This window comes from Streptomyces sp. NPDC102258 (assembly GCF_055584685.1).
On the sequence record NZ_JBVJLO010000002.1, the window covers coordinates 13986 to 39265 of the forward strand.

General features: G+C 73.1%; 28 protein-coding genes. 16 read left to right on the plus strand and 12 right to left on the minus strand.

The window, feature by feature from the left end; genetic code table 11:
- Positions 1–78: 78 nt before the first annotated feature.
- Together ACZ6ZT_RS03230 and ACZ6ZT_RS03235 are read right to left on the minus strand one after the other, a co-directional pair.
- Positions 79–267, minus strand: coding sequence for a DUF5999 family protein (locus tag ACZ6ZT_RS03230; protein WP_469715056.1), 189 nt, complete (start codon positions 265–267; stop codon positions 79–81).
- A gap of 293 nt (positions 268–560) precedes the next feature.
- Positions 561–1184 carry a hypothetical protein gene (locus ACZ6ZT_RS03235; RefSeq protein ID WP_469715057.1) on the minus strand — a complete coding sequence of 208 codons (624 nt, stop codon included), beginning with the start codon at positions 1182–1184 and terminating at the stop codon, positions 561–563.
- 491 nt (positions 1185–1675) lie between these two features.
- Here ACZ6ZT_RS03235 and ACZ6ZT_RS03240 point away from each other — a divergent pair, with 491 nt between their 5' ends.
- The gene (locus tag ACZ6ZT_RS03240) at positions 1676–3211 is read left to right on the plus strand and encodes a glutamate-cysteine ligase family protein (protein WP_469715059.1); all 1536 of its coding nucleotides are present in this window, start codon (positions 1676–1678) and stop codon (positions 3209–3211) included.
- Positions 3212–3298: 87 nt separating this feature from the next.
- Positions 3299–4099, plus strand: a complete 801-nt coding sequence (locus tag ACZ6ZT_RS03245) for a CPBP family intramembrane glutamic endopeptidase (protein ID WP_469715061.1) — start codon at positions 3299–3301, stop codon at positions 4097–4099.
- Between the two features lie 9 nt (positions 4100–4108).
- Here the strand turns inward: ACZ6ZT_RS03245 and ACZ6ZT_RS03250 are convergent, their stop codons facing one another.
- The gene (locus tag ACZ6ZT_RS03250) at positions 4109–4927 is read right to left on the minus strand and encodes a PhzF family phenazine biosynthesis protein (RefSeq protein ID WP_469715063.1); all 819 of its coding nucleotides are present in this window, start codon (positions 4925–4927) and stop codon (positions 4109–4111) included.
- A gap of 645 nt (positions 4928–5572) precedes the next feature.
- On the minus strand, positions 5573–6046 hold the full coding sequence (locus ACZ6ZT_RS03255; protein ID WP_469715065.1) for a DIP1984 family protein: 474 nt from the start codon (positions 6044–6046) through the stop codon (positions 5573–5575).
- 258 nt (positions 6047–6304) lie between these two features.
- Here ACZ6ZT_RS03255 and ACZ6ZT_RS03260 point away from each other — a divergent pair, with 258 nt between their 5' ends.
- Complete coding sequence (locus ACZ6ZT_RS03260; RefSeq protein WP_469715066.1) at positions 6305–6919, plus strand: PadR family transcriptional regulator; 615 nt, start codon at positions 6305–6307, stop codon at positions 6917–6919.
- 75 nt (positions 6920–6994) lie between these two features.
- Here the strand turns inward: ACZ6ZT_RS03260 and ACZ6ZT_RS03265 are convergent, their stop codons facing one another.
- Positions 6995–7423 carry a type II toxin-antitoxin system Rv0910 family toxin gene (locus ACZ6ZT_RS03265; RefSeq protein WP_469715068.1) on the minus strand — a complete coding sequence of 143 codons (429 nt, stop codon included), beginning with the start codon at positions 7421–7423 and terminating at the stop codon, positions 6995–6997.
- 171 nt (positions 7424–7594) lie between these two features.
- On the opposite strand from ACZ6ZT_RS03265, the gene ACZ6ZT_RS03270 reads away from it, so the two are divergent.
- On the plus strand, positions 7595–8551 hold the full coding sequence (locus tag ACZ6ZT_RS03270) for an EamA family transporter (protein WP_469715070.1): 957 nt from the start codon (positions 7595–7597) through the stop codon (positions 8549–8551).
- A gap of 219 nt (positions 8552–8770) precedes the next feature.
- Complete coding sequence (locus ACZ6ZT_RS03275) at positions 8771–9766, plus strand: DMT family transporter (protein ID WP_469715801.1); 996 nt, start codon at positions 8771–8773, stop codon at positions 9764–9766.
- On the opposite strand, the gene ACZ6ZT_RS03280 is transcribed toward ACZ6ZT_RS03275, so the two are convergent.
- Positions 9748–10413, minus strand: coding sequence for a pyridoxamine 5'-phosphate oxidase family protein (locus ACZ6ZT_RS03280; protein WP_469715072.1), 666 nt, complete (start codon positions 10411–10413; stop codon positions 9748–9750). The two genes, ACZ6ZT_RS03275 and ACZ6ZT_RS03280, sit on opposite strands and share 19 nt — an antisense overlap.
- A gap of 37 nt (positions 10414–10450) precedes the next feature.
- On the opposite strand from ACZ6ZT_RS03280, the gene ACZ6ZT_RS03285 reads away from it, so the two are divergent.
- A complete protein-coding gene (locus tag ACZ6ZT_RS03285; protein WP_469715074.1) occupies positions 10451–11782 on the plus strand; it encodes an aminotransferase class I/II-fold pyridoxal phosphate-dependent enzyme in 1332 nt (443 codons plus the stop codon).
- Positions 11783–11825: 43 nt separating this feature from the next.
- Here the strand turns inward: ACZ6ZT_RS03285 and ACZ6ZT_RS03290 are convergent, their stop codons facing one another.
- Complete coding sequence (locus ACZ6ZT_RS03290) at positions 11826–12785, minus strand: DMT family transporter (RefSeq protein WP_469715075.1); 960 nt, start codon at positions 12783–12785, stop codon at positions 11826–11828.
- 73 nt (positions 12786–12858) lie between these two features.
- Between ACZ6ZT_RS03290 and ACZ6ZT_RS03295 the strand changes: the two genes are divergently transcribed.
- Entirely contained in the window at positions 12859–13764 is a 906-nt protein-coding gene (locus tag ACZ6ZT_RS03295) for a LysR substrate-binding domain-containing protein (RefSeq protein WP_469715077.1), read from the plus strand.
- Positions 13765–13773: 9 nt separating this feature from the next.
- Here the strand turns inward: ACZ6ZT_RS03295 and ACZ6ZT_RS03300 are convergent, their stop codons facing one another.
- A complete protein-coding gene (locus ACZ6ZT_RS03300; protein WP_469715078.1) occupies positions 13774–14247 on the minus strand; it encodes a pyridoxamine 5'-phosphate oxidase family protein in 474 nt (157 codons plus the stop codon).
- Positions 14248–14322: 75 nt separating this feature from the next.
- Between ACZ6ZT_RS03300 and ACZ6ZT_RS03305 the strand changes: the two genes are divergently transcribed.
- The 8 genes from ACZ6ZT_RS03305 to ACZ6ZT_RS03340 all read left to right on the plus strand — a co-directional run bounded on the left by ACZ6ZT_RS03305 (position 14323) and on the right by ACZ6ZT_RS03340 (position 21023).
- Entirely contained in the window at positions 14323–14937 is a 615-nt protein-coding gene (locus tag ACZ6ZT_RS03305; RefSeq protein ID WP_469715080.1) for a cysteine hydrolase family protein, read from the plus strand.
- An 18-nt stretch (positions 14938–14955) separates the two neighbouring features.
- Positions 14956–15825 (plus strand): HipA family kinase, encoded by an 870-nt coding sequence (locus tag ACZ6ZT_RS03310; RefSeq protein ID WP_469715081.1) that lies wholly within the window; start codon positions 14956–14958, stop codon positions 15823–15825.
- Positions 15822–16205 (plus strand): DUF3037 domain-containing protein, encoded by a 384-nt coding sequence (locus ACZ6ZT_RS03315; RefSeq protein ID WP_469715083.1) that lies wholly within the window; start codon positions 15822–15824, stop codon positions 16203–16205. Before ACZ6ZT_RS03310 ends, ACZ6ZT_RS03315 begins: the two co-directional genes overlap by 4 nt.
- Before the next feature lie 171 nt (positions 16206–16376).
- On the plus strand, positions 16377–17138 hold the full coding sequence (gene fabG / locus ACZ6ZT_RS03320; protein WP_469715084.1) for a 3-oxoacyl-ACP reductase FabG: 762 nt from the start codon (positions 16377–16379) through the stop codon (positions 17136–17138).
- Positions 17139–17166: 28 nt separating this feature from the next.
- Positions 17167–17928 (plus strand): SDR family oxidoreductase, encoded by a 762-nt coding sequence (locus ACZ6ZT_RS03325; RefSeq protein WP_469715085.1) that lies wholly within the window; start codon positions 17167–17169, stop codon positions 17926–17928.
- A 152-nt stretch (positions 17929–18080) separates the two neighbouring features.
- Positions 18081–19664 (plus strand): ABC transporter substrate-binding protein, encoded by a 1584-nt coding sequence (locus ACZ6ZT_RS03330; RefSeq protein ID WP_469715087.1) that lies wholly within the window; start codon positions 18081–18083, stop codon positions 19662–19664.
- Between the two features lie 100 nt (positions 19665–19764).
- Complete coding sequence (locus ACZ6ZT_RS03335; RefSeq protein ID WP_469715803.1) at positions 19765–20433, plus strand: uracil-DNA glycosylase; 669 nt, start codon at positions 19765–19767, stop codon at positions 20431–20433.
- 95 nt (positions 20434–20528) lie between these two features.
- The gene (locus ACZ6ZT_RS03340; RefSeq protein WP_469715089.1) at positions 20529–21023 is read left to right on the plus strand and encodes a hypothetical protein; all 495 of its coding nucleotides are present in this window, start codon (positions 20529–20531) and stop codon (positions 21021–21023) included.
- A gap of 44 nt (positions 21024–21067) precedes the next feature.
- On the opposite strand, the gene ACZ6ZT_RS03345 is transcribed toward ACZ6ZT_RS03340, so the two are convergent.
- Complete coding sequence (locus ACZ6ZT_RS03345) at positions 21068–21598, minus strand: hypothetical protein (protein ID WP_469715091.1); 531 nt, start codon at positions 21596–21598, stop codon at positions 21068–21070.
- 97 nt (positions 21599–21695) lie between these two features.
- Positions 21696–22217: a DinB family protein gene (locus ACZ6ZT_RS03350; RefSeq protein WP_469715092.1), complete on the minus strand. Its 522-nt coding sequence runs from the start codon at positions 22215–22217 to the stop codon at positions 21696–21698.
- An 85-nt stretch (positions 22218–22302) separates the two neighbouring features.
- On the opposite strand from ACZ6ZT_RS03350, the gene ACZ6ZT_RS03355 reads away from it, so the two are divergent.
- Positions 22303–23205 (plus strand): Gfo/Idh/MocA family protein, encoded by a 903-nt coding sequence (locus tag ACZ6ZT_RS03355; RefSeq protein WP_469715094.1) that lies wholly within the window; start codon positions 22303–22305, stop codon positions 23203–23205.
- On the opposite strand, the gene lnt is transcribed toward ACZ6ZT_RS03355, so the two are convergent.
- Together lnt and ACZ6ZT_RS03365 are read right to left on the minus strand one after the other, a co-directional pair.
- Positions 23153–24730, minus strand: coding sequence for an apolipoprotein N-acyltransferase (gene lnt / locus ACZ6ZT_RS03360; RefSeq protein ID WP_469715095.1), 1578 nt, complete (start codon positions 24728–24730; stop codon positions 23153–23155). The genes ACZ6ZT_RS03355 and lnt overlap by 53 nt on opposite strands.
- 42 nt (positions 24731–24772) lie before the next feature.
- Positions 24773–25252, minus strand: a complete 480-nt coding sequence (locus tag ACZ6ZT_RS03365) for a nuclear transport factor 2 family protein (protein ID WP_469715097.1) — start codon at positions 25250–25252, stop codon at positions 24773–24775.
- Between the last annotated feature and the right edge of the window lie 28 nt (positions 25253–25280).

The following is a 25280-nucleotide window of genomic DNA, read 5'->3' on the forward strand; positions in this document are numbered from 1 at the left end:
GTCGCTCGTTTCGCTCGCGTGCGCCGGTGTTCTTCTTGCGCCGGTGTTCTCTTGCGTCGGGGCTCCGTACGAGGTCGCCTAGGCCGCGGCGAGCGCGCGGTGCGGGGCGATGATCTTGCCGTCGGGCAGCAGTTCACCGGTGTCCTCGAAGAGCAGGACGCCGTTGCACAGCAGGCTCCAGCCCTGCTCCGGGTGGGTGGCCACCGGGCGCGCGGCCTCCCGGTCTGCGGAATCTGATGACGGGCAGGCAGGCTGGTGCTGGCACATGGATGCGTTCTTTCGCTGCGGTGTGGTCTGTTCGCTACGGCTCGATGCGTGATTCATGGCCGTCCCCCTGTGTCGTCCCCGCACCTGCGGGGAGGATGTCCTCAGTGTTCCCCCATGACGGCTGCTTCGCAGGTATTTCCCGGCAGCTGTCCTCATGGATTGAGGACGCATCACCCGTGCGGGCGGTTCAAGCCAACTCCCCTGTCAATTCGGATGGTTCGCGGGTGGCCCGGGCGGACTAGGCCGGATGGGCCAACCGGGTCAAGCCGAACAGGCCACCGGCGGGCAGTGGCTCAGGCCGCCGGCGCGGCGATCGAGGGCGGTACGGGTGGGGCCGGAGGGGTCATCAGCCGGTGGGTCAGTACGGGCAGGAGCTCCGAGACGGGATGCGGCCGGTACGGGGCGATCCCCGGCGGGGCCGGCGCCAGCGGAATCAGCAGGTCGGCGGCGGCGGGCAGACCGGCGGAGGCATCGGCGCCGACCGCCCCGTGCAGCCACAGGGTCAGCATGTACAGCTCCGGTACGGACAGCAGCCGGGGCTGGTAGCCCGTGCCGAGCGACTCGGCCTGGCGCAGCGCGCGTTCGGTGGCGGCGACGTAGGGGCCCTCGAAGAAATGGGAGAAGGCCCAGCCGTCCGGGGTCAGCCGGGTGTCGGCGGCGGCGACGAACCGGTCGCCGCTGCGGATCAGGAACCGCCAGCCGGTCAGCCGGGTGCGCGGCGGGCGGCCGCCGGCCGCGCGGCCCGACATGTTCAGCCGGTCGAGCACGTGCACCGGGAGCGGGAGTTCGGCGGTGAGCGGTCCCTGGATCGCGCGCAGGGACGGGGTGTGCGCCTCGTGGACGGCGGTGGGGGAACCGAGTGCCGCGAGGACGCTGCGCAGGGCGGGCGCTGGAGCCGGGGGAACATGCAGCGGCATGGTGGGTCGCCTCTCACTTGGGAGACCTGGTACGGGGGAAGGTACGGACGGCGCTGTCGCATTCTGGGGTCAGAGGAGGGCTGAGGGGCAATGGCCGCGCGCCAACTCTCTGCCTCGTTTGCGGAGTTTATACGACCTCTGTTCACGCGGTGTTTCGGCTACCTGTCCCGGCTATGGCCGACAAGGTGCTTACCGGACCCGCTGGCATGGTATTCATGCCGGTCAGGCGCGGACGGGCCGCGCTGACCTCGGAGGTTACCCGAAGGGGGCTCGGCTGGAAAGCGCCGGTTAGGCGGAATTGGCACAGTCGACGCGGAATTTGCATACGGCGCGTTGCCAGGTGAATGTGCCGAAGCGCCCTTCGCGCCATACCGGCGCGCGCTCCCCGCCAGACCGCCCGGCCCGGCGTTATCGATCACGGCGCATGGGCATCATCGACCGTAACGCGCGCCCGGGGGCACCGGGCGGGGCACTGGAGGAGGGACGATTCGATGGGGGAGAAGGTCGTGGCAGGCGGATTCGACCTGTCCGATCGGCATCGGTATCGGAGGAAGCTTCACGAGTGCCTTGAGGGGCTGGAGCGGCTTCTGGCGGAGAAGAGGTTCGATCGTCCCAAGAACATGATGGGGCTGGAGATCGAGCTGAATCTGGCGGGTGCCGACGGTTTGCCGCGCATGGTGAATGCACAGGTGCTGGAGCGGATTGCCAGCCCCGATTTCCAGACCGAACTCGGAATGTTCAATCTGGAGGTCAACGTACTCCCGCACCGGCTCGGCGGACGGGTATTCGACCAGCTCGCCGAGGAGCTGAGCGCCGGACTGCACTACGCCCACCGGCAGGCCGCCGCGATCGACGCGGGTGTGGTGATGATCGGAATCCTGCCGACGCTGGCGCGCGCCGATCTGGCGCCGGCCAACCTCTCGGCCGTGGACCGCTACTCGCTGCTCAACGAGCAGATCCTGATGATGCGGGGGGAGGACTTCACGCTCGACATCGACGGGGTCGAGCGGCTGACCTGGAGTACCGGGTCGATCGTGCCGGAGGCCGCCTGCACCTCCGTACAGCTGCACCTCCAGGTCACCCCGGCCCGGTTCGCGGACGTGTGGAACGCGGCGCAGGCGGTGACCGCCGTGCAGATAGCGGTGGGCGCCAACTCGCCGTTCCTGTTCGGGCGGGAGCTGTGGCGCGAATCGCGGCCGCCGCTGTTCACCCAGGCCACCGACACCCGGCCCCCCGAACTCCAGGCGCAGGGGGTGCGGCCGCGCACCTGGTTCGGGGAGCGGTGGGTGGATTCGGCGTACGAGCTGTTCGCCGAGAACGTCCGCTTCTTCCCCGCCCTGCTGCCGATCTGCGACGAGGAGGAGCCGCTGCGGGTGCTCGCCGAGGGCGGGGTGCCGAACCTTCAGGAGCTGGTGCTGCACAACGGCACCGTCTACCGGTGGAACCGGCCGGTCTACGGGATCGCCGACGGGGTGCCGCACCTGCGCGTGGAGAACCGGGTGCTGCCGGCCGGGCCGACGGTGGCCGATGTCGTCGCCAACGCCGCCTTCTACTACGGGCTCGTACGGACCCTCGCGGACGAGCCGCGCCCGGTGTGGAGCCGGCTGCCGTTCGCGGAGGCGGAGGCCAACTTCGACGCGGCCTGCCGGTACGGGATCGACGCGCGCCTGCGCTGGCCGCGCCGGGGGCGGGCCGGGGGACTGGCGAGCGTGTCCGCGGTGCGGCTGGTGCTGGAGGAGCTGCTGCCGATGGCCGCGGCCGGGCTGGACGCCTGGGGCATCGAGCCCGCCGACCGCGACCGCTACCTCGGCATCATCGAGGAGCGCTGCCGGTGCCGGGTCAACGGCGCCACCTGGCAGGTGGACACCTATCACCGGGCGCTCGCGGGCGGCCTGGACCGGAACGCCGCCCTGGCCGCCACCACCCGGCGCTACAGCGAGCTGATGCACCGGGGCGACCCCGTGCACACCTGGCCGGTCGGCCCCGCGGAGCGGGAGGTGGACGCCGCCGCCGTCGTCCGGCGCTGAGCCGGTGATCCCGTCCGGCCCCCGAGGAGGCAGTATGGGGTGGTCGCAACAGGATGCCGCCATGGGTCGGCAGGACGGGAGTCGGGCGTGCGGGCGGAGCCGGAGCCGGTGGACGTGGAGCTGCGCGGGGACGGGCGGCGGGGTCTGCTGCGGACCGAGACGCTGCTGGTCCTCGCGCTGTCGCTGGGGGCGAGCGGAGTCTCGGCGCTGATCAGCTTCATCGGGTCGCTGACCAAGCCCGGCGGCCTCAAGCACCAGGCCGCCACGCTCAACGGCTCGTACGCACCCGGGCGGCCCTGGCTCGACCTGGCCTGGCAGCTGTTCGGGATCGCCTCCGCGCTGGTGCCCGTCCTGCTGGTCGCGCACCTGCTGACCCGGGAAGGCGCGCCGGGCCTGCGCGCCCTGGGCTTCGACCGGACCCGTCCCGGCTTCGACCTGGCCCGGGGCGCCCTGGTCGCCGCCGGGATCGGGAGCGCGGGACTGGCCTTCTACCTGCTGGCCAGGGCCTCCGGCTTCAATCTGACGGTGGTGCCGGAGGCGCTGCCCGACGTGTGGTGGAAGTTCCCGGTGCTGATCCTCTCGGCGGTGCAGAACGCCGTGGTGGAGGAGGTCATCGTGCTGGCCTACCTGCTGCGCCGGCTCGGCGGGCTGGGCTGGTCGCCGACGGCCGCGCTGCTGGCGAGCTCCGTGCTGCGCGGCTCGTACCACCTGTACCAGGGCATCGGCGGGTTCATCGGCAACGTGGTGATGGGCGTCGTCTTCGTCCTGGCCTACCGCCGCTGGGGCCGGGTGGGGCCGCTGGTCATCGCCCACGCACTGCTCGACCTCGTCGCGTTCGGCGGCTACGCGCTGCTCGCGGGGAAGGTGGGCTGGCTGCCCACGCCGTGAGCCCGCGCCTCACGGGGCGGTGAGCAGCTCGCCGTCGATCACGGTGACCGCGCGGCCGCTCAGCAGGGTGCGCTCGCCCGCGAGCCTGACCCGGACCAGACCGCGCCGGGCGCCGCCCTGGAGACCGGTCAGCTCGGTGCGGCCCAGCCGGGCCGCCCAGAACGGGGCGAGGGCGGTGTGGGCGCTGCCCGTCACCGGGTCCTCGTCGATGCCGTGCAGCGGGAAGAAACCCCGGGAGACGAAGTCGTAGCCGCGGGCGGGGTCCTCGGCGAGCGCCGTGACGATCACCCCGCGCCGGGCGCGGTCGCGCAGGGCCGCGTGGTCGGGCGTGAGGTCCCGTACGGTCCGCTCGTCGGTCAGTTCCACCAGGAGGTCGCCGATGTGCGCGGCGGTGTCGTGGACCGAGACGGTCTCGGCGCCCAGGGCGCGGGCGATCTCGGCGGACGGCTCGACGGGGGTCAGCGAGGAGGTCGGGAAGTCCAGGGTGATCATGCCGTCCGCGTCCGCCTCGGCGGTGAGGATCCCGCAGCGCGCGGCGAAGCGGACCGGGCCCCGGGCGAGGCCGCTCTCGATCAGTACGTGGGCGGTCGCGAGGGTGGCGTGCCCGCACAGGTCGACCTCGCCGGCCGGGGTGAACCAGCGCAGCGCCCAGTCCGCGTCACCGCCGGGCGGCAGGGGCAGCACGAACGCGGTCTCGGAGAGGTTGACCTCGGCCGCGACCTGCTGGAGCCAGGGGTCCGGGGGGAAGGCCCCGTCCAGGACGAGGACCGCGGCGGGGTTGCCGTGGAAGGGGCGGTCGGTGAAGGCGTCGACGATTCGGATGCGCATGGAGCCGACGGTAGGGGGGCCGGCCGGGCGCGGGCCAAGGCCAATCCGGGATGACTGGCCCTGGCCCGCGCGGTCGGCTCGCGGCCGGGCGGGGGTGTCGGGCGGGGTCAGGTGCAGGAGAGGGCCTTGGCGCCGGACAGGATGGGGACGAGGCGGAAGGTGGCGGCACACGAAGGTCTCTTCCTCTTCGGTGCTCCGTTTCGCGCCCCGTGTCGCGAGGAGCGCGGCCAGCAGAGCACATCCGTGCCCCGCTCGTCAGGGGGTTCGGTCCCGGTTACACCCGAAAGGTGACTCGTCTCGCTGAAGTTGCGTTGTGTCTCACCGAAGGTGGACAAACGCGATTTCGTCTCACCGGAGTCTGGCAGCAGCATGCTGCAGGGAGATGGTGCGAGGGCCATGCTGGTGTGCACGGCCCTCGCACCGGGTGTGGGGTGCCCCGTTCCCGCCCTCGTCGTCCGGATCTGCACGTGGTGGTGAGCTGTGCGATGTGCCCTGTCACCTGTACGCGATGCTGAGCTGCACTGTTTGTGGGGAATCGAACCCCTGCGTTGCTCTTCACGCGCCAGAGGGCCGGATAGACCGCCGACCCGCGGTGTGTGCACGCCTCCGTGACGACTACCTGCTTCCCACACCCAGCTTGTGGGGTCAGTCCTCGCTCAGGTCGATCTCCCAGTTGCTGCGCTGGATCAGAGTGTCCACCTCGCGGATCTCCTTGGCCAGCGCGTCCGCTTGGGCGCGGAGCTCGGCGACCGGCAGGGCAGAGAGGATCCGCAGTTCGGACCGCATCTGCCGTACCGCTCCTCGCTGGTCGCGTCCGGACGCCGCGTCGGCGGCCGCGGTGAGCACCGAGTGGCGCAGCCGCAGGACGTCCCGGCGGGCGAGGGCGTCGGTCAGGGTGCCGCCGCCCTCGATGACCACGGCGGAGTTGGTCCGGTTGATCTGGCGGATCAGCCGCTCCAGTTCGCCCAGCACCTCTCCGGCCTGGGCCAGGAGCTCCGCCGCGTTCTCGGCCGGCTCCTCGCCCTCCTGGTAGCGGGCGCTGCCGACGACGCGGGCTCGCAACTGTTCCACTCGCCGCACCGCAGCCGCGCGCTGCGCGAGCGCTTCAGCCAGTTTCACCGCGTCCTCACCTCTACGTCTCACTGATCGTCCGGCAATTATGCACGTCAGTGCTCGAAGCCCCCGGTTCGTCGCGTTTGCCCACCTTCGGTGAGACACGCCCCAATTTCGCTGAGACAGGTCAAAAGGATCCATGTCGGCGGGGTCGTCAAAGATAGTTTCCGATATATCGTTGACGCATCGCGATGGGTCAGCGATAGTGAAGAAGTCGAAACGACGACACCAGCTACGACAAGCGATGACGAAAGGAGCGCAGTGATGCGTTCACATGGACAGCACGACCACGGACATGAGCACGGACGGGGGCACGGCCACTGCGGGCCGGACCGTCGGGAGGAGTTCCGGGGCCGGCGAGCGGCCTTCGGGCCGTTCGGGCCGCCCTTCGGCGGCGGGCCCTTCGGCGGCCGCGGCGGACGGGGCGGGCCGCGGGGCCGGGCGCGGCGCGGTGACGTGCGCGCCTCGATCCTGGCGCTGCTCGCCGACCGGCCGATGCACGGCTACGAGATGATCCAGGAGATCGGCGAGCGCAGTGGCGGGGCCTGGAAGCCCAGCCCGGGCTCGGTCTACCCGACCCTCCAGCTGCTGGAGGACGAGGGGCTCATCACCAGTGAGAGCGAGGGCGGCAAGAAGCTGTTCACGCTCACCGACGCGGGCCGCACCGAGGCCGAGTCGGGTCCGGACGCCCCCTGGGCGGACGCCGGGCGCGGCTTCGACTTCGAGGCGATGCACGAGATCCGTGCCGCCGGCGTCGGCCTGATGGAGGCCTTCGGGCAGGTCTTCAAGACCGGCACGCCCGAGCAGCGGGAGAAGGCCCTCGCGGTCGTCAACGACGCCCGCAAGAAGCTCTACCTGATCCTGGCCGACGAACACTGAGCCGGGTCATACGAAACGGCGCGCCCCGCGAGACCGCTCGCGGGGCGCGCCGTCGTGTGTGCCGCGGGCCGGGGATCAGGCGACCAGGCCGGCCAGTTTGCGCAGGGACTCGTTCAGTGCGGCGGTCGCGGAGTCCTTGAGCTTGCCCGCCATCAGGGACACGGCCGCGCCGGTGAACTCGCCGTCGATGCGGACGATGGTGGCTCCGCCGTCCGGGACCAGGGTGTAGCGGGTCAGGACGGCCACGCCCATCGGGCCCTTGCCCGTGATCGCGAAGACCCGCTGTTCCTCCAGCTCCGAGACGGTCCACAGGACCTCGGCCGGGAAGCCCATCATCTTCATGTTCTCGGCGAAGGTGGACCCGACCGCGAGGGTCTCGGGACCGCCCTTCGGGAAGTTGGTGTGGGTCATGCTCCACTGCCCGTACGCGTCCCAGTCGGTGAGCTGGGTCCAGAGCTTCGCGGCGGGCGCCTCGATGCGTGATTCCGCGGTGACTTCAGCCATGCGTCCACCCCTTCTGGTCGGGTTCGTGCGGCGGAACGTAGCCCCGGCGGGCGGAACATACAAGACTGACGACCTGTCAGATTCGGGGCGCTCCGGGCGGCCCGGAGGCGGGTCCGTCTCAACAGGCGTCACGCGTGTGACGGTCCTGACCGGCCCTGCCATGATGGCCCGATGCAAGCGTCTGGGAAGAACGCCGGGCTGGGCCTCGCCCTGGTTTCGGCGTGCGCGTTCGGTGGTTCGGGTGTGGCGGCGAAGCCGCTGATCGAGGCGGGTCTGGACCCGCTGCACGTGGTGTGGCTCAGGGTGGCCGGGGCGGCGCTCGTGCTGTCCCCGCTCGCCTGGCGGCACCGCGCCCTGGTGCGGCGCAAGCCCCTGCTGCTCGCCGGATTCGGCCTGGTCGCGGTGGCGGGCGTACAGGCCTTCTACTTCGCCTCCCTGTCGCGGATCCCGGTCGGCGTGGCCCTGCTGCTGGAGTACCTGGGGCCGGCCCTGCTGCTCGGTTGGATCCGCTTCGTGCAACGCAAGCCGGTGACCCGGGCGGCCGCGGCCGGTGCGGCGGTGGCCGTCCTGGGGCTGGCCTGCGTGGTCGAGATCTGGTCGGGGCTCAGCCTGGACCCGCTCGGGGTGCTGCTCGGCCTCGCCGCCGCCTGCTGCCAGGCCTTCTACTTCGTCTTCGCCGACCAGGGCACCGACGGCGACGACGTGCCCGACCCGATGGGGGTGATCGCGTACGGGATGCTCGTCGGCGCCCTCGTCATGACCGTGATCGCCCGGCCGTGGGAGATGGACTGGGGCGTGCTCGGCGGGGACGCGGCCCTGGGGGAGACGGAGCTGCCCGCCCTGGTGCTGCTGGGCTGGGTGGTGCTGGTGGCCACCGTGTTCGCGTACCTGACCGGAGTCGTTTCCGTACGCAGGCTCTCGCCCCAGGTGGCGGGCGTGGTGGCCTGCCTGGAGGCGGTCATCGCCACCGTACTGGCGTGGGTGCTGCTCGGCGAGCACCTCTCGACCCCGCAGATCGTGGGCGGAGCGCTGGTGCTGGGCGGTGCCTTCATCGCGCAGTCCTCGCGGCCCACCCCGCCGGGAGCGGCCGATCCGGCGATGCTGCCGCGCGAGACCACGAAGGCGTAGCGGAGCGGGGAGGGCGGGGGTGGCCCGGCGCGGCTCCGCCCCGTAGGGTGCTGCGCATGCCGTCGACCGTGCTTCCGCCTCCCGCCGCCTAGCGCGGGCGGCCGTCTCCTGTCCCACCAGGTTCCCGCCCGGGGTGTTCCCGGGCCGGTCCGTGCTGCCCGCGAAGCGATGACCTGCTTTCCTCATCCTTCACGCAGCGCGGAGACACACGTGTCACACCTGTCCGATACCCCGCACCACGCGCCCGCCGCCGGGCGCAGTCTGCTGTACCTCGTCGTCGCCGGAGCCGCCTGGGGCACCGCCGGGGCGGCCGCCTCCCTCCTCTTCCTGGCCAGTGATCTCGGCCCGCTCGCCCTGTCGTTCTGGCGGTGCGCGGGCGGGCTGGTGGTGCTGCTGGGCGTGCTCGCCGTCCGCCGTCCCGCGCGGGCGCGCAGGGGCTCCGCCGGGCCGGCGGCTCCCGCCGCTCCGGTGCTGTCGCTGATCGGGACGGGGCTGATGTTCACGCTGTTCCAGGCCGCCTACTTCGCCGCCGTGCGCGACACCGGCCTGGCGGTCGGCACCGTCGTCACCCTGGGGGCGGGCCCCGTGCTGATCGCGCTCGGCGGCCGCCACTGGATGGGGGAGCGGCTGGGGCGGGGCGGGGTCGCCGCCGTCCTCGGGGCGCTGGCGGGGCTGGCCGTGCTGGTGCTCGGTTCCGGGGGCGGCGAGGTGCGGCCGCTCGGGGTCGGCTGGGCGCTGCTGTCGGCCGCCGGGTACGCGGGGATGACCCTGCGGGCGCGCTGGCTGGGGCGGCGCGGGGCCGGCGGGGACCCGCTGGTCACCACCGCCTGGTCGGTGGCGGTGGGCACGGTGTGCCTGCTGCCGCTCGCGCTGGCGGAGGGGCTGCTGCCGCACACCGCGGACTGGGGCCGGGTGCTCTGGCTGCTGGTGTACGTGGCCACCGTGCCGACGGCGCTGGCGTACGCGCTGTACTTCACCGGCGCCGCGGCGGTGCGGGCCGCGACGGTGTCGGTGATCATGCTGATCGAGCCGGTCGGCGCGGCGGTGATCGCCGTCGGGCTGCTGGGGGAACGGCTGACCGGGCCGGTGGTGCTGGGCACCGTACTGCTGCTCTCCGCGGTGGCCGCGCTGATCGCGGCCGAGGCGCGGGGAGCCGGGGCCGGGGGCGGGCCGGTGGCCGGGCCCGCCCCGGAGCCTCAGAGCGCGGCGAGGTAGTCCGGGGTCGCGATGCCCGAGGCGAGGTCGGCGGCCGGGACGGGGGTCCCGTACGCCGGCGCGACCGGGACGACGCCCGACCAGTAGGGCAGGCCCAGGTCCTCGGCGTCGTCGTTCGGGCCGCCGGTACGGATCTTCGCCGAGACCTCGGTCAGGTCCAGGCGGATCACGGCCGTCGCCGCGAGTTCCCGGGCGTTGGCCGGGCGGGAGTCGGCCGAGCGGCCCGGGACGACGTGATCGACGAGGGCGTCCAGCGCGATGCGGCACTCGTCCTCGTCGGTGACCTGGTAGGCGGTGCCGTGGACCACCACCGAGCGGTAGTTCAGCGAGTGGTGGAACGCCGACCGGGCCAGGACGAGGCCGTCGACGTGCGTCACCGTCAGGCAGACCGGCAGGCCGGGGTCCGCCTTCCCGGCGGCCAGCAGCGGGCGCGAGCCGGTCGAGCCGTGGATGTAGAGCCTCTCGCCCACCCGGCCGAAGAGGGTCGGCAGGACCACCGGCGCACCGTCGCGGACGAACCCGAGGTGGCAGACGTAGGCCTGGTCGAGTATCGAGTGCACCGTCTCGCGGTCGTAGCTCGCCCGCTGGCGGGCGCGGCTCGGGACGGTGCGGTCGGTGGGCGCGTAGGCGGCGGGGGTGGTGGTCATGGTGCGGACTCCATTGCACTAGTGCATAATGACGTTTGTGCTAGGAGAGTATCGGATCACAGGCCGTCGCGCATCGGACATCGCGGCGAGCGTCGAAGCGGGCGTCGGCCGCGGCGCGCTCGCGCCCGGGGACCCGCTCCCGCCCATGCGGGAGCTGGCCGGGGAGCTGGGCGTCAACCCCAACACGGTGGCCGCCGCCTACCGGACGCTGCGCGAGCGCGGAGTCATCGAGACGGACGGGCGGCGCGGCAGCCGGGTGCGGGCCCGCCCGGCGACGGCCCCGCGCGACACGCTGCGGACGCCCGTCCCGGCGGGCGTACGGGACCTCACGCAGGGCAATCCCGACGTCGCGCTGCTGCCGTCGCTGGACCGGGCGCTGGCCGCCGCCGCCCGGCGGTACGCGCGGGCGCCGACCCTCTACGGGCAGGACCCGGTGCTCCCGGACCTCGCCCGGCTCGCCCGGGCCGGCCTGGAGGCCGACGGGGTCCCGGCCGGGCCCGTGGCCGTGACCTCGGGCGCGCTGGACGGCATCGAGCGGGTGCTGACCGCCCATCTGCGGCCCGGCGACGCGGTCGCGGTGGAGGACCCGGGCTGGGGGGCGCTACTGGACCTGGTGCCCGCGCTCGGCCTCAAGCCGCTCCCGGTGGCCGTCGACGACGACGGGCCGGTCCCGGCGGCGGTGGCCCGGGCGCTGGCGGCCGGGGCGCGGGCGCTGGTGGTGACGGCCCGCGCGCAGAACCCGACCGGGGCCGCCGTCGGCGCGGCGCGGGCGCGGGAACTGCGGGACCTGCTGGCCGCCCACCCGGGGGTGCTGCTCGTCGAGGACGACCACGGGCACGGCATCGTGGACCTGCCGCTGTGCCCGCTGAGCGGGGCGACCCGGCACTGGGCGCTGATCCGCTCCACGGCCAAGGCGTACGGGCCCGACCTGCGCCTCGCGGTGCTCACCGGCGACGCGGTGACCCTGGACCGGGTCCGGGGCCGGCAGCGGCTGGGGCCGGGCTGGGTCAGCCGGCTGCTCCAGTACGCGGTCGTGGACCTCTGGAGCTCGGGCGCCGTGGACCGGGTGGCGGTGGCGCGGGCGTACGGGCTGCGGCGGGACGGGCTGGTCACCGCGCTGGCGGAGCGGGGGGTACGGGCACACGGGCGCAGCGGGATGAACGTCTGGCTGCCCGTCACCGACGAGACGGCGGCGGTCACTCGGCTGCTGGCGGCGGGCTGGGCGGTGACGCCGGGCGCGCGCTACCGGATGGAGGCCGGTCCGGGCGTGCGGATCACCGTCTCGGGGCTGTCCCCGCGGGACATCGGCCCGCTGGCGGACGCGGTGGCGGCGGCGGCCCGCCCGGCGTCGGGCGGCCGCTTCGACTGAGCGGGCCCGGCCCCCGCCCCCGGGAGCGGAGACGGGGGCGGGTTCAGGCCGGGCGGCGGGGGCGGGCCTGGGTGAGGGCCGCGCCGGCCAGCACGATCGCCGCGCCGACCGGGGTGTTCCAGTGCAGGTGCTCGCCGAGGACCAGGACGCCGGCGGCGGTGGCGATCACCGGGACGAAGTAGGTGACCATCTGCGCGGTGGTCGGCCCGATCTCCGTCACCAGCCCGTACTGCATCTGCAGCGCCATGCCCGTGCCGACGGCGCCGAGGACGGCCACCGCGAGGGTGGGCCACAGCGGGAAGGCGGCCGGCGCGGAGGTGAACAGGGCGCTCACCGCCGCCAGCTGGAGCGTGGACACCATCAGCTGCGCCCCGGTCAGGGCCACCGGGGAGCCCGGGGTGCCCGCCAGGGTGCGGCGGACGTAGATCCAGCCGATCGGGTAGCAGAGCGAGGCCAGCAGGGCCAGGGCGGTGCCCCTCGCGTCGATGCCGGAGAAGCCCTGCCAGGCGCCGAGGACGGTCAGCACTCCGAGGAAGCCGAGCCCGAGGCCCGCGAAGCGGCGCCGGGTCGGACGGTCCTCGGAGAGGGCGACCAGGGAGAGGGCCATGCCCCACAGCGGCGAGGTCGCGTTGCAGATCCCGGCGAGGCTGGAGGGGATGGTCTGCTCGGCGTACGCGAACAGGGAGAACGGGGCGGTGTTCAGCAGCAGCGCCGCCACCGTGAGGTGGCCCCAGGTCCGCGCGCCCCGGGGCAGCGGTTCGCGCCGCAGCAGCAGTACGGCCAGCAGGGCGAGGGCGCCGGAGAAGACCCGGCCCAGGGCGACTTGGAAGGGCGCGTACGCCTCCGTGCCCACCTTGATCAGCAGGAAGCTGAAGCCCCAGATCACCGAGAGGAGGGCGAAGCGCAGCCGCCAGTCCAGGCCGCCCGGGCCGGAGGTGGGGCCGGTGGTGGATGTGACGGGAGTGACGGAGGGGGCTGGGCGGGGAGTGGTGGGTGCGCTCATGCGCTCACTCTGCGCCCCGTGATCTCGTAGAACAAGCGAGATTTCGTGCGCTCGAACGCGTAGCATCGCTTACATGTTGAACCTGGAGCGGCTGCGCACCCTCGACGCCCTCGCCCGGCACGGCTCGGTCAGCGGCGCGGCGGACGGCCTCCACGTCACCACGTCCGCCGTCTCGCAGCAAATGGCCAAGCTGGAACGCGAGGTCGGCCAGCCCCTGCTCGCCAAGAACGGCCGCGGGGTCCGCCTGACCGACGCCGGGCGGCTGCTCGCCGGCCACGCGGCCCGGATCATCTCCCAGGTGGAACTGGCCCAGGCCGACGTCGAGGCCCAGCGCGGCCACGCCGTCGGCGAACTGCGGATCGGCGCCTTCCCGACCGCGATGCGCGGACTGCTGCCCGGAGCCCTGACCGCCCTGCGCGCGGACCACCCCGAACTGCGGGTCCTGGTACGCGAGCAGGAGCCGGAGGAGGCCATGCTCGCCGTCGTGCGCGGGGACCTCGACATGGCCCTGGCCATCGACTGGTACAACAAGCGGATGCCGGTGCCGGCCGAGCTGGCCCGCGCCCACCTGCTGGACGACGCCGCCGACGTCGCCGTCCCGGCCGGCCATCCGCTGGCCGGTCGCAGGGAGGTCTCGCTGGCCGACTTCGCCGCCGACGACTGGATCTCCTGGAACGAGGGCCAGTTCTGCCACGAGTGGCTGGTCTTCACCCTGCGCGGCACCGGGGTCGAGCCGCGCATCGCGCACATCGCCGAGGAGCACCACACCCAGCTCGCCTTCGTGGAAGCCGGGCTGGGCGTGTGCGTGACGCCCCGGCTGGGGCGCGGGCCGGTGCCGCCGGGGGTCACGCTGCTGCCCGTGAGCGACGCCGTACGCCGCCACGTGTACGCCGTCTGGCGCGCGGACGCGGGCCGCCGGCCCTCGCTGCGGGCGGCCGTCGGGGCGCTGCGCGGGGCGGCGGCCGCCGTGGAGGCGTGAGCGGCCGCCTCACCGCTTGCGGAAGTCCCAGGAGACGACCGCGTCGGGGGTGAGGCGGATCCAGGCGTGGCGGCCGTCGTGCGGCATCTCCGCGATGCCGAAGTTCTTGGCCGGGAAGATCCGTTCGGGCTCCGCCAGCTCCGGGCACGGCTCGCCGGTGCGCGGTACCTCGCCCACGAACACGGCGGTCCCGGACAGCTCGGCCCCGCGCAGTTCGTCGTACGCCTCCCCGGCGTCCACCACCACCGAGATCCGAGGGTCCGCGCGCAGGTCCGACCAGCGGCGGCTGCGCGTGATCGAGTACAGCCACATCGAGGTGCCGTCCCAGGCGAACCAGAGGGCGCCCACGTGCGGCCGCCCGTCGGAGGAGACCGTGGCCACCCGGCAGGTGCGCTGCTCGCGCAGGAAGGCGTCCAGCTCCTCGTCCGACATCATGATGCGGCGGCCGCGCCGCTGCGCCCCGGCCCCACGTGTCCCGTCCATCGCGCCACGCCCCTTCACATCTGACTGTGTGTCAGGAATCATGCGGGCTCCGCCGCCGCCACGCCAGGGGGAGCCATGCCGGACTTCGATCCCGCCGCCACCGCGCTGCTCACCGTCGAATGCCAGAACGGCGTCGTCGGCGAGGAGAGCGCCCTGCCCGAGCTGGCCAAGGAGGCCCGGGACTCCGGGATGCTGGAGCGCGTCGCCGCGCTCGTCGCGGCCGCCCGCGCGGCCGGCGTCCAGGTGCTGCACGCGGTCGCCGAACGCCGCCCGGACGGGCTCGGCGCCAGCACCAACGCGCGGCTGTTCCGCGCCGCCGGGAAGCTGCCCGTGCGCCAGCTCACCGGGAGCCGGGCGGTCGAGGTCGCCGCCCCCGTCACCGTCGACGAGCGGGACCTCGTGGTGCGCCGGCTGCACGGGCTCTCCCCGATGGCCGGCACCGACCTGGACGCCCTGCTGCGCAACCTCGGCGTGCGCACCCTCGTCGTCACCGGGGTCTCCTCGAACATCGCGATCCCGAACACCGTCTTCGACGCGGTGAACCTCGGCTACCGGGTCGTGGTCCCGGCCGACGCGATCGCCGGGGTGCCCGCCTCCTGCACCGCCGAGGTGATCCGCAACTCCCTGGCGCTGGTGGCGGCCATCACCTCGACCGAAGCCCTCCTCGAACAGTGGGCTGCCGCGCGCTGACCCCCGTAACCTGGGCGGATGCTGTCCGAAGTGATCGCGACCCGTTACGTCACGCCCCTGCGTGAGGGCGGCTCGCTCCCGGGAATCGTCGAGGCCGACGATCTCGGTACCTACGTCATGAAGTTCACCGGAGCCGGCCAGGGCCGCAAGACCCTGGTCGCCGAAGTCATCTGCGGGCGCCTCGCCCAGCGGCTGGGCCTGCGGGTCCCGCGGCTGGTGACGATGCAGCTCGACCCCGTCATCGGGCTCGGCGAGCCCGACCAGGAGGTCCAGGAGCTGCTCAAGGCCAGCGGCGGCCTCAACCTGGGCATGGACTACCTGCCCGGCTCGATCGGCTTCGACCCGCTCGCCTACCAGGCGGACCCGGCCGAGGCGGGCCGCGTGGTCTGGTTCGACGCCCTGATCAACAACGTCGACCGGTCCTGGCGCAATCCGAACATGCTGGTCTGGCACGGCGACCTGTGGCTCATCGACCACGGCGCCACCATGATCTGGCACCACAACTGGCCCACCGCCCAGGCGGCCTCCGCCAAGCCCTACAACGCCTCCGACCACGTCCTCGCGCCCGTGGGCCCGGACATCGCCGCCGCCGCGGCCGAGCTGGCCCCGCTGGTCACCGAGGACCTGCTCACCGAGGTTGCCGCGGACGTGCCCGACGAGTGGCTGGTCGACGAGCCCGGCTTCGACTCCACCGACGCCGTGCGCCGCGCCTACGTGGCGGCGCTGCTGCCGCGCGCGGCGACGATCCACCAGAGGATCACCATGGAGGCCGAGGTCAAGCCGCGGTCCGGCCCGCCGGGCTGGCTCGCCGAAAGGCTCGCCCCCCGGACGGACAAGAGCGAGCACGAGCACGAGAACGAGAACAAGCGGAAGAGCGGCGACGAGTGACCGAGCGGGACGTCTTCGAATACGCGCTGGTGCGCGTGGTGCCCCGGATGGAGCGCGGCGAGTGCTTCAATGCCGGTGTCATCGTCTACTGCCGCGCGCACGCGTACGTCGCCGCGCGCACCCACCTCGACGAGGCGAAGCTCCTCGCGCTGGACCCGGAGGCCGACGTGGCCGGCATCCGGGCGGCCCTGCGCGGGGTCGAGGGCCTGTGCGCGGGCGGGGAGACGGCCGGGCAGGCCGCCGGCGACGCCCCCGGCCGGCGCTTCCGCTGGCTGATCGCCCCCCGCAGCACGGTGGTGCAGCCCGGTCCGGTGCACACCGGCCTGACGGCCGACCCGGCGGCGGAGACGCGGCGGCTGTTCGACCTCCTGGTCCGCTGACCCGGGGGTCTCGACGCGAAGCCCCCGGGCGTTGCCCGGGGGCCTGCGCGCGCCACGGACGGCATGCTGGCGTTGACACCCGGTGCCGGGGCTCCTAGCGTCTCCTCAGCTGAAGCTACTAAGCGGTTGCTCACCTCTGGGCGGCCGTTCTCAAGGGCGAGGAGATCCAGCATGTCCACCACCGAGCAGCGCGTAGCGATCGTCACCGGGGCGGCCCGGGGCATCGGCGCCGCCACCGCCGTGCGCCTGGCCGCCGAGGGCCGGGCGGTCGCCGTACTCGACCTCGACGAGGCGGCCTGCAAGGACACCGTGGAGGCGATCACCTCCGCCGGCGGCAAGGCCCTGGCGGTCGGCTGCGACGTCTCCGACAGCGCCCAGGTGGAGGCGGCCGTCGAGCGGGTGGCGAGCACGCTCGGCGCCCCCACGATCCTGGTCAACAACGCCGGCGTGCTCCGGGACAACCTGCTCTTCAAGATGAGCGACACCGACTGGGACACGGTCATGAACGTGCACCTGCGCGGGGCGTTCCTGATGACGAGGGCCTGCCAGAAGTACATGGTGGAGGCCAAGTTCGGCCGCGTCGTGAACCTCTCCAGCAGCTCGGCGCTGGGCAACCGCGGCCAGGCCAACTACGCCGCCGCCAAGGCCGGTCTCCAGGGCTTCACCAAGACCCTGGCCATCGAGCTCGGCAAGTTCGGCGTCACCGCCAACGCCGTCGCCCCCGGCTTCATCGTGACGGAGATGACCGCTCAGACGGCCGCCCGCGTCGGCATGGACTTCGACGAGTTCCAGGCCGCCGCCGCCACCCAGATCCCGGTCCAGCGCGTCGGCCGCCCCGACGACATCGCGAACGCCATCGCGTTCTTCACCGGCGAGGCCGCGGGCTTCGTCTCCGGCCAGGTCATGTACGTGGCCGGCGGCCCGCTCAACTGACCCGTTTACGGAAGGCAGGGCGTACGGCATGACGTACAACGGCATCGACAGCGGCAAGGCCGCGCTGATCACCGGCGCGAGCCGGGGGATCGGCTACGGGATCGCCGAGGCGCTGGTGGCCCGGGGCGACCGGGTCTGCATCACCGGGCGCAACGAGGACGCGCTGAAGGAGGCCGTCGAGCGGCTCGGCGCGGACCGGGTGATCGGCGTGGCGGGCAAGGCGCACGACGAGGGCCACCAGGCCGTCGCCGTGGAGCGCGCGATGGAGGCCTTCGGCCGCGTCGACTTCCTGGTGAACAACGCCGGGACCAACCCGGTCTTCGGCCCCATCGCGGACCTGGACCTCGGCGTCGCGCGCAAGGTCTTCGAGACCAACGTGATCTCGGCCCTGGGCTTCGCCCAGCGGACCTGGCACGCCTGGCAGAAGGACAACGGCGGGGCGATCGTGAACATCGCCTCCATCGCCGGGGTCTCCGCCTCGCCCTTCATCGGGGCGTACGGGATGAGCAAGGCCGCGATGATCAACCTCACGCTCCAGCTCGCCCATGAGATGGCGCCCCAGGTGCGGGTGAACGCGATCGCCCCGGCCGTGGTGAAGACCAAGTTCGCGCAGGCGCTCTACGAGGGCCGGGAGCAGGAGGCCGCGTCCGCCTACCCGCTGGGCCGGCTCGGCGTCCCGGAGGACATCGGGGGCGCCGCCGCATTCCTCACATCTGCACAAGCGGAATGGGTAACCGGGCAAACTCTCGTCGTCGACGGGGGAATGTTCCTCAATGCCGGAGTGCACTGACCGATAACCGGACGCATTTGCCTCCCAAGGGGAGGCAAATGCGTGTCGAATACGCACGTAATCGGTCAAGTGCCTCACGAAACCTGCCCATTGGATTTGTGACGCACTGCGGTAGGGTCTGCCGCACCCCTGGCTGATCGAGGAGCGTGCACGTGTTCAACCGGACCAGATGCCTGCAGGTCTCTGCGGCCCTTGCGTCCATATCCCTGCTCGCCGGATGCGGTCTCTTCTCCGACGACAGCGGCGACAAGGCGAAAAGGATCGTCGTCGGCACGACGAGCGCCCCGAGCACCCTCGATCCCGCGGCGGCCTGGGACGGCTCCTGGGAGCTGTACCGGAACATCTACCAGACGCTGCTGGCGTTCCCCACGGGCAGCACCAAGCCCCAGCCGGACGCGGCCCAGAGCTGCGACTTCACCGACTCGGCGAACGAGTCGTACCGCTGCACCCTGCGCAAGGGCCTGAAGTTCTCCAACGGCGAGCCGCTGGACTCCAAGGCGGTCAAGCACTCCCTCGACCGGATCAAGACGATCAACTCGCAGGTCGGCCCCAAGGGCCTGTTCGCCTCGCTGGAGAAGATCGAGACCCCGGACCCGCTCACCGTCGTCTTCCACCTGAGCACCCCCGACGCCACCTTCCCCTTCGTGCTCGGCTCGCCGGCCGCCTCGCTGGTGCCGCCGAAGGAGTACCCGGCCAACAAGGTGCGCTCCGACGGCAAGGCCACCGGCTCCGGCCCCTACGTCCTCACCTCCTACGACGAGGGCTCCGAGGCGGTCCTCGGCCGCAACGCCGGCTACCAGGGCTTCGCCAACCGCCGCAACGACGGCGTGACGATCCGCTACTTCGCGAAGTCCGACGCGATGGTCGCGGCCCTGAAGTCCAAGGAGATCGACGCCACCTACCGAGGCCTCTCCGCCCCGGAGATCAAGGACCTGCAGAGCGCCGCCTCGCGCAACGAGGGCGTCCAGGTCGTCGAGAACGTCGGCGCCGAGATCCGCTACCTGGTCTTCAACCCGAAGGACCCGCAGGTCAACAAGCTCCCGGTGCGCCAGGCCATTGCCCAGGTCGTCGACCGCGGCGCGCTCGTCACCAAGGTTTACCAGGGCACCGCCGAGCCGCTGTACTCGATGGTCCCCAAGGGGGTCGTCGGCCACAAGACGCCGTTCTACGACCTGTACGGCCAGCCCGACATCGCCAAGGCCAAGAAGCTCCTCACCGCGGCCAACATCCCGGTGCCGGTCGACCTGACCTTCTGGTACACCACGGACCGCTACGGCGGCTCCACCGCCGACGAGTTCACCGAGCTCAAGCGGCAGCTCGACGAGAGCGGCCTGTTCCGGATCACCCTGCGCAACAAGCCCTGGAAGGACTTCCAGGTCGGCTACAAGAACGGCGAGTACCCCGTCTTCGGCCGCGGCTGGTTCCCCGACTTCCCGGACCCGGACAACTTCATCGCGCCGTTCGTCGGCAAGGACAACGCGGTCGGCACGCCGTACGAGCCCGCCGAGATCCTGAACGACCTGCTCCCCAAGTCCCGCCGCGAGGGCGACCGCTCGGCCGGCGTCAAGGAGTTCGAGCAGGCGCAGCAGATCTTCGCCCAGGACGTGCGGCTGCTGCCCCTGTGGCAGGGCAAGCTGTACGTCGGCGCGCGCGAGGACATCGCCGGGGCCGAGCGGGCGCTCGACCCGCAGACCGCCATGCAGATGTGGGAGCTGTACCGCAAGACCAGCTGGTGACGGCCGGGGGCGAAGCCCCGGGTCGCGGCGTTGTCAGTGGCCCCCGGTAGGTTCTGGGCAGTTGCACGCACTTGTACCGGAGGTTGTCGACGTGACCCAGATGCTGCCCGAGTCCTGGCTCCCCGTTCTCGGCGGGGAGCTGGACCAGCCCTACTTCAGGGAACTCACCGAGTTCGTCGAGAAGGAGCGGGCGAACGGGCCGGTCTACCCGCCCCGGGAGCAGGTCTTCGCCGCCCTGGAGGCCACGCCGTTCGACCGGGTGAAGGTGCTGGTGCTCGGCCAGGACCCGTACCACGGCGCCGGCCAGGGGCACGGCCTGTGCTTCTCCGTGCTGCCCGGGGTCAGGACCCCGCCCTCGCTGCGCAACATCTACAAGGAGATGAAGGAGGAGCTGGGCCTGCCGGTCCCGGACAACGGGTACCTGATGCCGTGGGCCCGCCAGGGCGTCCTGCTGCTGAACGCCGTCCTCACCGTCCGCGAGGCCGAGCCCAACTCGCACAAGGCCAAGGGCTGGGAGAAGTTCACCGACGCCGTGATCCGCGCGGTGTCCGATCGCCCCGACCCGGTCGTCTTCGTCCTGTGGGGCGCCTACGCGCAGAAGAAGATCCCGCTGATCGACGAGGAGCGGCACGTCATCGTCAAGGGCGCCCACCCCTCGCCGCTGTCGGCGAAGAAGTTCTTCGGCTCCCGCCCCTTCACCCAGATCAACGAGGCCGTCGCCGCCCAGGGCCATGAGCCGATCGACTGGCGGATCCCGGACCTGGGCTGACGCCCCACCGCGCCTCGCCGCCGGAGCCGGTGCCTCGGGCTAGCTTCGTGCTGACCGGACCGGAGCGGGTCCGGCGGAGCGAGCCGGAGGCGGCGTTGACGGAGCAGCGGGAGGCGTCGGAGGACGCCGTCATGACCAGGATCGGACAGGCGGTCATCCTGCTGCACGCCGGCGACCGCGAGGAGGCCCGCAACCGGCTCGGCGAGATCTGGGCCGAGATCGGCGCGGAGGGGGACGGCCTGCACCGCTGCACCCTCGCGCACTACATGGCCGACGCCCAGGACGACCCCGCCGACGAACTCGCCTGGGACCTGCGGGCCCTGACCGCCGCCGACGCCCTCGGGGAGGGGCCGCGCGAGGCGGTGCGGGGCTTCTACCCCTCGCTCCACCTCAACCTCGCCGCCGACTACGTCAAGCTGCGCCGCCCCGACGCCGCCCGGACGCACCTCGCCCGGGCCCGGGCGGCGACGGCCGCGCTGGCCGACGACGGGTACGGGAACGGGGTGCGGGCCGCCATCGCCCGGCTGGAACGGCGGCTCGCGACGGAACCGGGCCCGGGGCGGCGGCCGTTCCCGGAGCAGTCCCCGTAGCGGAGCGGGGTCCCGGGCCGCCGCGCCCGGCGGGCGCCGGTGGCTCAGCCCTCGTGGACGCCCGCGCAGATGCGGGCCTCGGGGCTGTCCGGATGCCAGTGGCCGTGCCGCCGGCCCAGCGCGCACACGTCCGCCGGCCGCACCGGAAGCTCCCGCACCAGCTCGCGCGGCACCCGTGCGTCCTGCCGTACGGGGTCGGGCCGGTCCCGTACGCGCCGCTCCGGCCGCCGGGCGGGATCGTGGGGCTCCGGGATGTCCGGGACCGGAGGAACGGCCTCCGAGCCGCCCGAGGGCGTCCGCGAGGCGGTACGCGTCGTGCCCCGGGCCGCGGCCGTCGGGGCCGAGGGCCGTGCGGACTCCCGCGGCAGTGCCCCCAGCGCCTCCAGCGCGGGCGCCTGGACGACCACCGGCAGCGCCCCCGGCCCCCCGCGCGGCTCGTACCGGGGCGGCAGCCCGGCCGAGGGGGCCGTCGCCGGCCGCCCCGGCGCGGGGGCCACGGTCACGCAGCCGGAGAGGGCGGAGACGGCACAGGCGGCTCCGAGAAGGAGTTTCGTGGAGGTTCGGGTTGGTTGCACCCGCGCAACTCTGCTGTGCGGGGACCCGGTTGTGAAAACCCAGGACCGATATTCACCCCGCACGGGTGACGGCGAGGGGATGTCCGGCGGACACCGGCTACTCGCCCGTGGCGCCGTCGATGTGCTCGCGCAGCAGGTCGGCGTGCCCGTTGTGGCGCGCGTACTCCTCGATCATGTGGGTGTGGATCCAGCGCAGGCTGAACACCTCGCCGCGGTGGTGGCTCGCGGCGTCCGACACCGCGTCCAGGGAGCGGCCCGCGGCCGCCTGCCGTGCCAGCTCGACCTCCGTCTGCCACGCGTGCTCGGAGGAGGCCCAGCTGTCGGCGTCGGTGAAGTGGAAGTCCCCGTCGCCGTCCTCCAGGGTGCTGTACAGCTCGGGCAGGTCCTCGCCCAGGAAGATCTCCCGGAACCAGTACCGCTCCACCTCCGCCATGTGCCGGACGAGGCCCATCAGGCTCAGCCCGGAGGGAGCGAGCGGGGTACGGCGCAGCTGCTCCTCCGTCAGCCCGGAACACTTCCAGGCGAGGGTGGAGCGGTGGTAGTCGAGCCAGCCGTCCAGCATGTCGCGCTCGTTCGCGGTGGTGGAGGGTTCGGGGCGGTGTGATCCATCAGAGGTCATGGCCGCCATCCTCACCCGAACACGCCCCTCCCACCAGGGATTAAGCTGCCGGGTGTCCCGTCCGGCACAGATCAGGAGGCACCCGGTGAAGGTCGGCGTCATCGGACTCGGCGACATCGCCCAGAAGGCGTACCTGCCCGTCCTCACCACCCGTCCCGGCGTGGAACTCCACCTCCAGACGCGCACCGCGGCCACGCTGGAGCGGATCGGCGAGATCCACCACGTCCCGCGCGAGCGACGGCACGCCTCGCTGGACGCGCTCCTCGGCCAGGGTCTCGACGCCGCCTTCGTGCACGCCCCGACCGCCGCCCACCCCGAGATCGTGACGCGGCTGCTGGAAGCGGGCGTACCGACGTACGTGGACAAGCCGCTGGCCTACGACTTCGCCGACTCGCGGCGCCTGGTCGAACTGGCCGAGCAGCGCGGGGTGAGCCTGTGCGTCGGCTTCAACCGCCGCCACGCGCCCGGCTACGTCCAGTGCGCCGAGCACCCGCGCGAGCTGATCGTCCTCCAGAAGAACCGGGTCGGGCTGCCCGAGGACCCGCGCACCCTCGTCCTCGACGACTTCATCCACGTCGTGGACACGCTGCGCTTCCTGCTGCCCGGCGAGGCCGACCACATCGACGTACGCGCCGTGGTGCGCGAGGGGTTGATGCACCAGGTGGTGCTCCAGATGTCCGGCGACGGCTTCACCGCCCTCGGCATCATGAACCGGCTCTCCGGATCCGCCGAGGAGGTCCTGGAGGTCTCCGGCCAGGACTCCAAGCGCCAGGTGGTGAACCTCGCCGAGGTCATCGACCACAAGGGCCAGCCGACCCTGCGGCGGCGCGGGGACTGGACGCCGGTGGCCCGCCAGCGCGGCATCGAACAGGTCGTCGACACCTTCCTGGAGGCGGTGGCGGCCAGCCGGGTGCTCGGCGCGCGGGACGCGCTGCTCACCCACGAGCTGTGCGAGCGGGTGGTGCTGACGGCTCTGGAGCAGGCCTGACCGGCCTCACCGGCCTGAGCGCCCGCGCGCCCCGGGCCGCGCAGTACGCCGCCAGCACGGCCAGCGAGAGCCCGCCGGGCCAGTTGCCGAAGCGGACGAAGGGGGTCGTGCCCCGGGCGAGCGGGACCTCGTACACGGCCGCCGTCCGCTCCCGCGTGGACAGGGCCGGTCCGATCCGCTCGCCGGAGGGGCCGTACACGGCGCTGACGCCGGTGAGGGTGGCGTGCACCATCGGCCGGCCGGTCTCGGCGGCGCGCAGGGCCGCGAGCGAGGCGTGCTGGGCGGGAGCCCAGCTGTGCTGGAACGAGGAGGTCGAGGACTGGGCGACCAGGACGGCGGCCCCCTCCGCCGTCAGTTCCCGGCTCATGTCGGGGAAGGCCGACTCGAAGCACACCAGCGGCCCCAGCCGGGTGCCGCCGGGCAGCTTCATCACCACCGGGGCGGTGCCGCGCATCCGGTCCTCGCCGGCCGCCTTGCCGACCGAGGTGGCCCAGCCCAGCACCGCGCGGGCCGGCACGTACTCCCCGAAGGGCACCAGCCGCATCTTGTCGTACCGGTCGCCGGTGGGGCCCTGCGGGCCGACGAGCACGGAGCTCTTGTATATCCCGGGCCGGTCCGAGCGCCGCGCGTCCACGTTGACCAGCAGCGGGGCGCCCGTCCGCGCGGACAGGGCGGCCAGCCGGCGCGCCAGATCGGGCCGCGCCGCCAGGTCCGCGCCGACGCTGCTCTCGCCCCACACCACCAGGTCCGGCCGCTGCCCCACCAGCGACAGGGTCAGCCGCTCCTCGGCGTCGAACCGCCGCCGCGCGCCGTCGTCCGTGCCGTCCGGGGCGCCACCCCCGTCCTGCGCCATCGGGCCCGGCTGGACCACGGCGACCCGCAGCACGCCCGAGGCCTCCGGGCGCGGCAGCCACAGCCACACCACCCCCGTCAGCACCGCGCACCCCGCGACCGAGGCCACCGCCGCAACCCGCGCCCCCGGCGCCGCGATCAGCAGCACCAGCGCGCAGTTCACCGCCACCACCAGCAGGCTCACCAGCCACACTCCGCCCACCGAAGCGAGCCGCAGGACGGGCGGCACCTGCCACTGACTGGCCCCCAGCAGCCCCCACGGCCCGCCGAGCCCCTGCCAGGACCGGGCCAGCTCCGACAGCAGCCACCCCGCCGGTACGAGGACCAGCGCGGCCCCCGCCCGCCCCCGGCCCGGCGCCCCGCCGAGCAGCTCCCGCACCAGCAGGGCCCAGGGGATCCAGAGCAGGCCCAGCAGCGCGGCGAGCGGCACCAGGAACACGTGCAGGCTCGGCAGCAGCCAGTGGTGCACCGCCACGATGAAGCCCGCCCCGCCGACCCAGCCCTCCACGGCCGCCCGCCGCCCGGTGGGGGCGGAGCGCACGAGCAGCATCCAGGGCACGAGGGCGACGTAGGCGAACCACCACAGGGCCGGGGCCGGGAAGGCCAGACAGGGCAGCGCCCCGGCGGCGGCCGCTGCCGCCGTACGCCACCACAGGGTCCGCTTCGTGACCAAGGCACGCCTCCGCTTCCAGTGTGGGACCCGCCTGCCCCGTCCTCACGCCGGCATGTGGCGCCATTTCTCGTGCACGGTGACCGAGGTCAGGCGCCAGCCGTCCACGGTGCGGGCCAGCGCGAAGGCATAGCGGCCGGCGGCGACGAAGTTGGGGGTCGTCACGGCGGCGCCGGAGCCCTCGCCGGAGCCCTCGCCGGCGAGCCGCATCGGATTGAGGAAGTCGGCCCGGACCCGCGCGGTGTCCCCGGGGGCACCGCCTTGGTCCTCCAGCCGGACGAGCCGGTTGACGATCAGGTGCTGGCGCACGGGGAACAGCGTCATCGTCCGCTCCAGCCAGTCCGCGACCTCCCCGGCCGGGCCCTCGACCCCGCCCGCGGAGGTGTAGTCGGCCCGGCCGGCCGGGGCGAACAGGGCGCGGTAGGCGGCCCAGTCCCCGTCGTCGACGGCCGCCGCGTACCCCGAGACCACCTCGTCGATGGCCAGCCGGTCCATTACGGTCGCGAGGTCCACACGCTGCGTCATCGGGTCAGTGTGGGGCTGCGGGGGCGTG

What these genes read in the sequence shown, in the direction of transcription:
- ACZ6ZT_RS03230 (WP_469715056.1), bottom strand. Translation starts at nt 267, where the DNA reads ATGTGCCAGCACCAGCCTGCCTGCCCGTCATCAGATTCCGCAGACCGG.
- ACZ6ZT_RS03235 (WP_469715057.1), bottom strand. Translation starts at nt 1,184, where the DNA reads ATGCCGCTGCATGTTCCCCCGGCTCCAGCGCCCGCCCTGCGCAGCGTC.
- ACZ6ZT_RS03240 (WP_469715059.1), top strand. Translation starts at nt 1,676, where the DNA reads ATGGGGGAGAAGGTCGTGGCAGGCGGATTCGACCTGTCCGATCGGCAT.
- ACZ6ZT_RS03250 (WP_469715063.1), bottom strand. Translation starts at nt 4,927, where the DNA reads ATGCGCATCCGAATCGTCGACGCCTTCACCGACCGCCCCTTCCACGGC.
- ACZ6ZT_RS03260 (WP_469715066.1), top strand. Translation starts at nt 6,305, where the DNA reads ATGCGTTCACATGGACAGCACGACCACGGACATGAGCACGGACGGGGG.
- ACZ6ZT_RS03265 (WP_469715068.1), bottom strand. Translation starts at nt 7,423, where the DNA reads ATGGCTGAAGTCACCGCGGAATCACGCATCGAGGCGCCCGCCGCGAAG.
- ACZ6ZT_RS03270 (WP_469715070.1), top strand. Translation starts at nt 7,595, where the DNA reads ATGCAAGCGTCTGGGAAGAACGCCGGGCTGGGCCTCGCCCTGGTTTCG.
- ACZ6ZT_RS03280 (WP_469715072.1), bottom strand. Translation starts at nt 10,413, where the DNA reads ATGACCACCACCCCCGCCGCCTACGCGCCCACCGACCGCACCGTCCCG.
- ACZ6ZT_RS03290 (WP_469715075.1), bottom strand. Translation starts at nt 12,785, where the DNA reads ATGAGCGCACCCACCACTCCCCGCCCAGCCCCCTCCGTCACTCCCGTC.
- ACZ6ZT_RS03295 (WP_469715077.1), top strand. Translation starts at nt 12,859, where the DNA reads ATGTTGAACCTGGAGCGGCTGCGCACCCTCGACGCCCTCGCCCGGCAC.
- ACZ6ZT_RS03300 (WP_469715078.1), bottom strand. Translation starts at nt 14,247, where the DNA reads ATGGACGGGACACGTGGGGCCGGGGCGCAGCGGCGCGGCCGCCGCATC.
- ACZ6ZT_RS03305 (WP_469715080.1), top strand. Translation starts at nt 14,323, where the DNA reads ATGCCGGACTTCGATCCCGCCGCCACCGCGCTGCTCACCGTCGAATGC.
- ACZ6ZT_RS03310 (WP_469715081.1), top strand. Translation starts at nt 14,956, where the DNA reads ATGCTGTCCGAAGTGATCGCGACCCGTTACGTCACGCCCCTGCGTGAG.
- fabG (WP_469715084.1), top strand. Translation starts at nt 16,377, where the DNA reads ATGTCCACCACCGAGCAGCGCGTAGCGATCGTCACCGGGGCGGCCCGG.
- ACZ6ZT_RS03325 (WP_469715085.1), top strand. Translation starts at nt 17,167, where the DNA reads ATGACGTACAACGGCATCGACAGCGGCAAGGCCGCGCTGATCACCGGC.
- ACZ6ZT_RS03335 (WP_469715803.1), top strand. Translation starts at nt 19,765, where the DNA reads ATGCTGCCCGAGTCCTGGCTCCCCGTTCTCGGCGGGGAGCTGGACCAG.
- ACZ6ZT_RS03350 (WP_469715092.1), bottom strand. Translation starts at nt 22,217, where the DNA reads ATGACCTCTGATGGATCACACCGCCCCGAACCCTCCACCACCGCGAAC.
- ACZ6ZT_RS03365 (WP_469715097.1), bottom strand. Translation starts at nt 25,252, where the DNA reads ATGACGCAGCGTGTGGACCTCGCGACCGTAATGGACCGGCTGGCCATC.